Source organism: Mycobacterium sp. (assembly GCF_049647605.1).
Taxonomy (GTDB): Bacteria; Actinomycetota; Actinomycetes; order Mycobacteriales; family Mycobacteriaceae; genus Mycobacterium.
Genome location: NZ_JBARXZ010000047.1, coordinates 1 through 7,809 on the forward strand (window position 1 = coordinate 1; position 7,809 = coordinate 7,809).

Consider the following 7,809-nt stretch of genomic DNA (forward strand, 5'->3'; position numbering starts at 1 on the left):
CGCCCGCGCCGGCGCCCCTTCCGGCAGCGCCGATACCGGCTCCGGTCGCGCCCCCGGCTGTTGCTCCACCGCCGGTGTTTGTGCCGGTCATCCCGCCGCCGATCATCCAGCTGCCGCCGATCTTCCGGCCGCCGTGGCAGAACCCGAACAACAACTGGCCGGGCTGGAATCCGCCGAGCGACGAGCCCGACGACGACTGGACGCCGCCGACACGGCCTACCAAGACACCACAGCCCACCAAGACGCCGGAGCCGACACAGCCCACCAAGACACCGGAACCGCAGCAGCCCGAACTGCCGACAGAGACGGCAGTCCCGACAGTGACAGTCCCGACGGTGACTGTTCCGACGGCCACAGCCCCGGTCCCGACGGTTCCGCAAGTTCCCTCGGTCCCGCAGCTGCCTCAACTCCCGCAACTGCCGCAGTGGCCAGGATCGGGATCGGGTTCCTCCGGCGGTTCTGGTGCTTCCAGCGGATCGAGTGAATCCAGCTCGGGACGTGGGGGCGGCTCCGGATCTTCCGGCGGGTCCGAGTCGTCCGGCGGATCCGGATCTTCGGGTAGCGGCGGACTTCTGCCGGTGTGGCCGTTCGACTGACGGTCACCTGAGCAACCGGGTGGACGTAACCCGGCGTTCGTGTGGATGCGTCTAGATGGTGGTATGCGTTGCACCGTCGTCGGTACCGGCTATCTGGGAGCCACTCACGCTGCGGGCATGGCCGCACTGGGGCACGAGGTTCTGGGCGTGGACGTCGACCCCGGCAAGATCGCCAAGCTCGCCGCTGGTGAGGTTCCGTTCTACGAACCCGGGCTGGGAAAGATGTTGCGCGACAACATCGATTCCGGACGGTTGCGGTTCACCACCGATTACGACGAGGCCGGCGACTTCGCCGACCTGCACTTCCTCGGAGTGGGAACCCCACAGAAGAAAGGTGAGTACGCCGCCGATCTCCGGCACGTGCACGCAGTCATCGACCAGCTGGTGCCGCGGCTGACCCGCTCGTCCGTGATTGCGGGCAAGTCCACCGTCCCGGTGGGCACCGCCGCAGAATTGGCCCAGCGCGCAAAAACTCTGGCGCCCAATGGTGTCGACGTCGAGATCGCCTGGAATCCGGAGTTCCTGCGCGAGGGGCACGCCGTCAGTGACACGCTGCATCCCGACCGGATCGTGCTCGGTGTGCAGGACGGCTCGGTCCGCGCCGAAGCGATGCTGCGCGAGATGTATTCGACGATGATCGCCGACGGCGTGCCGTTCCTGGTGGCCGATCTGCAGACCGCTGAACTGGTCAAGGTGTCGGCGAATGCCTTCCTGGCAACAAAGATATCGTTCATCAACGCCATGTCCGAGGTGTGTGAAGCCGCCGGCGCCGACGTGACGGTGCTGGCCGACGCGCTGGGGTACGACGCCCGCATCGGTCGTCGATTCCTCAACGCCGGACTGGGTTTTGGTGGCGGCTGCCTACCCAAGGACATTCGGGCCTTCATGGCCCGTGCGGGTGAACTGGGCGCAAACCAAGCCCTGACCTTCCTGCGTGAGGTGGACAGCATCAACATGCGCCGCCGCGCCAAAACCGTGGAACTGGTCACCAGCGCCTGTGGGGGATCGCTGCTGGGCGCCAATATCGCGGTCCTGGGTGCGGCCTTCAAACCGGAGTCCGATGACGTCCGCGACTCACCTGCACTGAACGTCGCCGGCCTGCTGCAGCTCAACGGTGCCGCCGTCAACGTCTACGACCCGCAGGCGCTCGACAACGCACGCAAGGTGTTTCCCACCCTCAACTACGCCACCTCCGCCCTGGAAGCGTGCGAGCGCGCCGACGTGGTGGTGGTGCTCACCGAATGGCAGGAGTTCGTGGATCTCGACCCGACCGCGCTGGCGAAGCTGGTGCACGCCAGGGTAATCGTCGACGGCCGGAACTGCCTGGATGTGGCGCGGTGGCGTAACGCCGATTGGCGGGTGCACTGCCTGGGCCGACGGGTAGCCTGACCCGCGTGGATTTTGCTGCTGAGTTTCTTGCCGAAAACCAGGCGTTCGGCGCGTTGATCGCGTCGGGTGATCCCGCGACACCGGTGCCGACATGCCCGGGCTGGACTTTGGAGCAGTTGTTCCGGCATGTGGGCCGCGGCAACCGGTGGGCCGCGCAGATGGTGGCAGAGCGGGCCACCGAGAACCTGGATCCGCGGGCGGTTCGAGATGGCAAGCCGCCCGTCGGCCAGGAACTCGAATGGCTGGACGAAGGCGGGCGGCTGCTGGTCTCCGCAGTGGACTCCGCCGACGCCGACGTGTGGACCTTCCTGGGGCCGCGGCCGGCGTCGTGGTGGCTGCGGCGGCGCCTGCACGAAGTGCTGGTCCATGGTGTCGATGCGGCGCTGGCGCTGGGACAACCTGTCGCCGTGGAACCCGACCTGGCCGCCGATGCGATCACCGAACTGCTCGACATCCTGACCTATTTCGACTCGGCGGCGACGGCGTTGCAGGACGGCCAGTCGATCCACCTGCACGCCACCGACGTTGCCGGTGAATGGACGGTGACCCGCCACGGTGACGTGGTGTCCTGGAGCCATCAACACGACAAGAGCAGCGTGGCGCTGCGGGGGAGCGCCGTCGACCTGTTGCTGGCGCTGACCGGGCGTCGGGTCCGGCAGGAATCCGATATCGAGACATTCGGCGACGAGGCCGTCTGGCAGTCGTGGACCGACCGCGTGACCTTTTGACCGTCGCCACGAAGGTAGGTTGCACATCATGAGCACATCGGAGATTGCCACTGTCCTCGCCTGGCACGACGCGCTGAACGCCAAAGACCTCACCACGTTGGTGGACCTGTCCAGCGACGATATCGAGATCGGCGACGCGCACGGCGCCGCCCAAGGACTGCAAGCGCTGCAGACGTGGGCCCAGGGCGTCACCGAGGCCGTTACCGTCGGCCGGCTCTACGTCCATGAGGGCATCGTGGTCGCCGAGCAAGGAGACCGTGCCTCGGCGTTCCGGGTGGTCAATGATCAGGTGACGTCGGTGTTCCGGCACCCCGATCTGGCAAGCGCCCTCAACGCGACCGATCTGACCGAGGACGACCTCGACGCCTGATGCGCGGCATCATCCTTGCCGGTGGCTCCGGCACGCGGCTCTATCCGATCACCCTGGGCACCAGCAAGCAGCTGCTGCCGGTTTACGACAAGCCGCTGATCTACTACCCGCTCTCGACGCTGATGATGGCCGGGATCCGCGACATCCTGGTCATCACCGCGGGCGATGATGCGCCGGCATTTCGGAGGCTGCTCGGTGATGGGTCCGCGTTCGGGATCAACCTCACCTACGCGGTACAGGATAAGCCCGACGGTTTGGCGCAGGCCTTTGTCATCGGAGCCGGTCACATCGGAACCGATTCGGTGGCACTGGCCTTGGGCGACAACATCTTCTACGGCCCGGGTCTGGGCACCAGCCTGAGCCGGTTCCGATCCGTGGATGGTGGTGCGGTATTTGCCTACCGGGTGGCTGATCCGTCCGCCTACGGGGTGGTGGAGTTCAGCGCCGACGGGGTGGCACTGTCACTCGAGGAGAAACCGGTGACACCAAAATCCCACTACGCCGTGCCGGGGCTGTACTTCTACGACAACGACGTGGTCGATATCGCACGCGCGTTACGGCCCTCTGCGCGCGGCGAATACGAGATCACCGAGATCAACCAGACCTATCTGAGCCAGGGGAGGTTGACCGTCGAGGTCCTGGCCCGCGGCACCGCCTGGCTGGACACCGGCACCTTCGACTCACTGCTGGACGCCAGCGACTATGTCCGCACCATCGAACGCCGGCAGGGGCTGAAGATCTCCATCCCCGAAGAGGTGGCCTGGCGGATGGGCTTCATCGACGACAACCAGCTGGCGCGGCGGGCCGAGACCCTGGTCAAGTCCGGCTATGGCGGTTACCTGTTGGAGCTGCTGGAGCGCCAGGCGTAGCCAGCACGGCGGCGATCGCGGTGGTCAACGGCACCGACAATGCCAACGCGATACCGCCGACGGCCGATCGGGCGATCTCGATGGCCACATTCTCACTGGTCAACACATCCGACAGTGACCGATCGGCCACGCTGAACAGCAGCAGCAGCGGCAACGAACTACCGGCATAGGCGAGCACCAGGGTGTACACGGTGCTGGCGATGTGATCGCGACCCACCCGCATCGCGCCGACAAACACCGCCCGCCGTGACGGATTTGCCGAGTTCGCCTGCAGCGCGGCCAGTTCGAATGCCGTCGACGCCTGGGTGACGGTGACATCGTTGAGCACACCCAGCGAGCCGATGATGAACCCGGCCAGCAGCAAGCCGGTGATGGACACCTGCCCCAGATAGGCCGCCACCTGGTTGTTCTGGTCCTCCGACAATCCCGTCAGCTGCGTCAGTTCAATTGCCGCCCAGCTCAACACCGCTGCCAACAGCAGCGACATCAGGGTGCCCAGCAGCGCTGCCGACGTTCGCAGGCTGACTCCGTGCGCCAGGTAGATCACCGCGTACAAGATCGCTGCTGAGGCCACCAATGACACCGGTACCGCCGGCGCGCCGTCACGCAGCGCAGGTAACAGGAACACCACCAGGACCGAGAATGCGACGACGATGCCGATCAGGGCGCGGAACCCGCGCCAGCGGGCCACCGCGACGACGATCACCGCAAACGCCAGCGCCAACCCCACCAGCGGCCAGGTCCGTTCGTAATCGAAGAACGCGTAACTGGTGGCGCCGCGCTGATCGACCTGGCGGATGATGCGGACATCCTCGCCGGCAACAAGATTGGGCTGACCCGGGGTCAGGGTGAACTCCAGTAGTGTGGTGGCGCCGGAGTTGGGGCCCGACGATATCCGCACCACCGATTGCACACACTCGCCGGCGTCGGCCAGCCCGGGAGCCGGGTCGGAGGTGAGCACCTGGCCTGACGACGGGCTGCCGCAGTTGCCCAGGGTCGACGACATCACTTGACCGGACTCGGTGGTGACAGCTCCGCCCGAGGAATCCTGGAACGGTAGTGGGATATCAACCTTTTGTTGGCTGGGCCACAGTGCCACCGCTCCGATCACCACGGCCAGCCCGATGGCGATCAGCAATCCCACCACAACCCGAGCGGCCAACGGCCCCAGCGGCGATGGCCCGCTCAGGGAATGGGAATGGTCGTGTCCGTGAGCCATCAGTGGTCGGCCTGGCCGGCACCAGCCGCGGGTCCGCGGCCGGCCGGCCCGATCGAGGTCATCAGGAGCGGTGTACGCACCCTACTGACGGTAGCTGGACAGGAAGTTGCCCAGGCGTTCGATCGCATTGGACAGGTCTCGCGACCACGGCAGGGTCACGATCCGCAGATGATCCGGTGCGGGCCAGTTGAAGCCGGTGCCCTGCGTGAGCAGGATCTTCTCCTGCAGCAGCAGGTCCAGCACCAGTTGTTCGTCATCCTGGATGTCGTAGACCTCGGGGTCCAGCCGGGGGAACGCGTACAGCGCTCCGGCCGGTTTCACACACGACACCCCGGGGATCTCGTTGAGCTTGTTCCAGGCCACGTCACGTTGCTCGAGCAGCCGGCCACCGGGCAACACCAGGTCGTCGATGCTCTGGTGCCCGCCGAGGGCCACCTGGATGGCGTGCTGTGCCGGGACATTCGGGCACAGCCGCATGTTGGCCAGCAGGCTGATGCCCTCGATGAAACTGCTCGCGTGTTCCTTCGGGCCGGTGATGACCAGCCAACCCGACCGGTAGCCGGCCACCCGGTAGGCCTTGGACAGCCCGTTGAATGTGAGCGTCAGCAGATCGGGGGCCAGCGTCGCCAGGCTGATGTGCTCGGCGTCGTCGTAGAGGATCTTGTCGTAGATCTCGTCGGCCAGCAGCAGCAGCTGATGCTTGCGTGCCAATTCGACCATCTGCTCGAGGATTTCGCGGCCGTACACCGCGCCGGTCGGATTGTTCGGGTTGATCACCACCAGCGCCTTGGTGCGGTCGGTGATCTTCGATTCCAAGTCGGCGATATCGGGCTGCCAACCCTGGGTCTCGTCGCACAGATAGTGCACCGGGGTGCCACCGGCCAGGGCTGTCGACGCGGTCCACAGTGGGTAGTCCGGGGCGGGGATCAGCACCTGATCGCCGTTGTCGAGCAGCGCCTGCAACGTCATGGTGATGAGCTCGGAGACACCGTTGCCGAGGTAGACGTCATCGATGTCGAACTTAGGGAAGTTCTCCACCAGCTCATAGCGGGTGAACACGGCACGCCGGGCGCTGACGATGCCCTTGGAGTCGGAGTAGCCCTGAGCGTTGGGCAACGCGGCGATGATGTCGCGCATGATCACGTCGGGTGCTTCGAAGCCGAACGGGGCCGGATTGCCGATGTTCAGCTTGAGGATCCGGTGCCCCTCGTTCTCCAGCCGGGCGGCGTGGTCATGGATAGGTCCCCGGATTTCGTAGAGAACGTCCTGCAACTTCGTCGACTGAGCGAAGACACGTTGCCGGGCGGGGTGGCCGGTCGACTGCCAGGGCAGCTGGTGGGTGGTCACAGCGACGATTCTCCCACGGTCGTCCAACTTGTTTTCTGGGTCTTTGCCGCTCGGGAAGAGACACGACTCACAGCTTCCGGTGCCACGGTCCCGGGATTCTGGACTGTGTGGCTGTTAACTAGCGGGGCACACGTCAGTCGGGAGGCACACATCATGAGGTTGACAGTCACGCGGATATTGGCGGCAGCCGGGGCGACAGCAGCAGTTGCTGCGGGTCTCGCCGGACCGGCCTACGCCGAAGCGCCGCCATTCAACGGCTCCTACGCCGGGGGTGACGCAGAGAACGTGTGGACGGTGTCGACCAACTGCCAGACCGACGGCTGCACCGGCACGGTGGCCAGCAACCAGGGCTGGCGGGTCCCCACCACGATGGCCAACGGCTGGTGGCATTTCATCGTCACCAAGCCGGACGGGGCGATCTGCGCCGACGGCAGCTTCGCGCCCGCCTACATCGAGATCGAGATCGACCCGGCCAGCCTGAACGGGATCATCTCTCTCGACGACAACTACAGCTGCCCGGGCGGGCAGGTGACCCAAACCCCGTTCAAGCTCACGAAGGTGGGCTGACCGGGGGGCGGATGACCTGAGGAGGTTGGTCGGCGGGCCGGGTGTCGCTCCGGCCGCCACCAACCACCCAGAGATGTCAGCGCTTGCCGGGGCGGCGAGCACCCTTCGCGATACCGAGGCCCTTCACCGCAGGCTCATCGCCGACAACCCGTGACTCATCGCCGGATGCATCCTCCGACGCAGGAGCCGGCGGCTCTGGCGTCGGTTCCGGTTCTGGGGCCGATGTCGGTTCCGGCTTTGGTGTCGGCGCTGCTGCCGGTGCTTTCTTGGCACCGGGGCGGCGAGCGCCGGCCGCGATTCCGAGCCCGACGACGGGCGGCTCCGGCTTGGCAACCTCGGGCTGGGTCTGGGCTGCCGGCTCCGCGACGGTCTCGGCGGCTTCAGTAGCCGGTGCTGCAGGCTCAGCGGCCGCGGGAGCTTTCTTGGCCCCGGGGCGACGCGCACCTGCGGCCAGACCCAGCCCCTTGACGGGAGGCGCCTCAGCCTTGGGTGCTTCAGCCGTGGGCGCCTCAGCGGCAACCGGTGCGGCAGCTGCTTCAGCCTTCGGTGCGGCTTTCTTGGCGCCGGGACGCTTGGCGCCGCCGGCGATACCGAGACCCTTCACAGGTGCCGCTTCAGCCTTGGGGGCTTCGGTCTTGGGTGCTTCGGCCGCGGCAGGAGCGGCGGCAGCCTTCTTGGCGCCCGGCCGCTTGGCGCCGCCGGCGATGCCCAGGCCCTTGACGGG

General features: G+C 66.4%; 7 protein-coding genes and 2 pseudogenes. 6 read left to right on the forward strand and 3 right to left on the reverse strand.

Going from position 1 to position 7,809, the window contains the following annotated elements; translation table 11 throughout:
• The 5 genes and pseudogenes from WBB07_RS06615 to rfbA form a co-directional block, all read left to right on the forward strand.
• A pseudogene (locus WBB07_RS06615) lies at window positions 1-596 on the forward strand (hypothetical protein); the annotation flags it as partial.
• Window positions 597-659: 63 nt separating this feature from the next.
• Window positions 660-1,985, forward strand: a complete 1,326-nt coding sequence (locus tag WBB07_RS06620; protein ID WP_526305942.1) for a UDP-glucose dehydrogenase family protein — start codon at window positions 660-662, stop codon at window positions 1,983-1,985.
• Window positions 1,986-1,990: 5 nt separating this feature from the next.
• Window positions 1,991-2,713 carry a maleylpyruvate isomerase family mycothiol-dependent enzyme gene (locus WBB07_RS06625; protein WP_526305944.1) on the forward strand — a complete coding sequence of 241 codons (723 nt, stop codon included), beginning with the start codon at window positions 1,991-1,993 and terminating at the stop codon, window positions 2,711-2,713.
• 28 nt (window positions 2,714-2,741) lie between these two features.
• Window positions 2,742-3,083, forward strand: coding sequence for a nuclear transport factor 2-like protein (locus tag WBB07_RS06630; RefSeq protein WP_526305946.1), 342 nt, complete (start codon window positions 2,742-2,744; stop codon window positions 3,081-3,083).
• A complete protein-coding gene (gene rfbA / locus WBB07_RS06635; RefSeq protein WP_526305948.1) occupies window positions 3,083-3,952 on the forward strand; it encodes a glucose-1-phosphate thymidylyltransferase RfbA in 870 nt (289 codons plus the stop codon). Before WBB07_RS06630 ends, rfbA begins: the two co-directional genes overlap by 1 nt.
• Here the strand turns inward: rfbA and WBB07_RS06640 are convergent.
• Window positions 3,900-5,171, reverse strand: coding sequence for a YibE/F family protein (locus tag WBB07_RS06640; protein WP_526305950.1), 1,272 nt, complete (start codon window positions 5,169-5,171; stop codon window positions 3,900-3,902). The genes rfbA and WBB07_RS06640 overlap by 53 nt on opposite strands.
• Window positions 5,172-5,252: 81 nt before the next feature.
• Window positions 5,253-6,545 carry a pyridoxal phosphate-dependent aminotransferase gene (locus WBB07_RS06645; RefSeq protein WP_526305952.1) on the reverse strand — a complete coding sequence of 431 codons (1,293 nt, stop codon included), beginning with the start codon at window positions 6,543-6,545 and terminating at the stop codon, window positions 5,253-5,255.
• A 126-nt stretch (window positions 6,546-6,671) separates the two neighbouring features.
• Here WBB07_RS06645 and WBB07_RS06650 point away from each other — a divergent pair, with 126 nt between their 5' ends.
• The gene (locus tag WBB07_RS06650; RefSeq protein WP_526305954.1) at window positions 6,672-7,085 is read left to right on the forward strand and encodes a hypothetical protein; all 414 of its coding nucleotides are present in this window, start codon (window positions 6,672-6,674) and stop codon (window positions 7,083-7,085) included.
• Window positions 7,086-7,161: 76 nt separating this feature from the next.
• Here WBB07_RS06650 and WBB07_RS06655 read toward each other — a convergent pair.
• Window positions 7,162-7,809, reverse strand: a pseudogene (locus WBB07_RS06655) (Fe-S oxidoreductase); the annotation flags it as partial.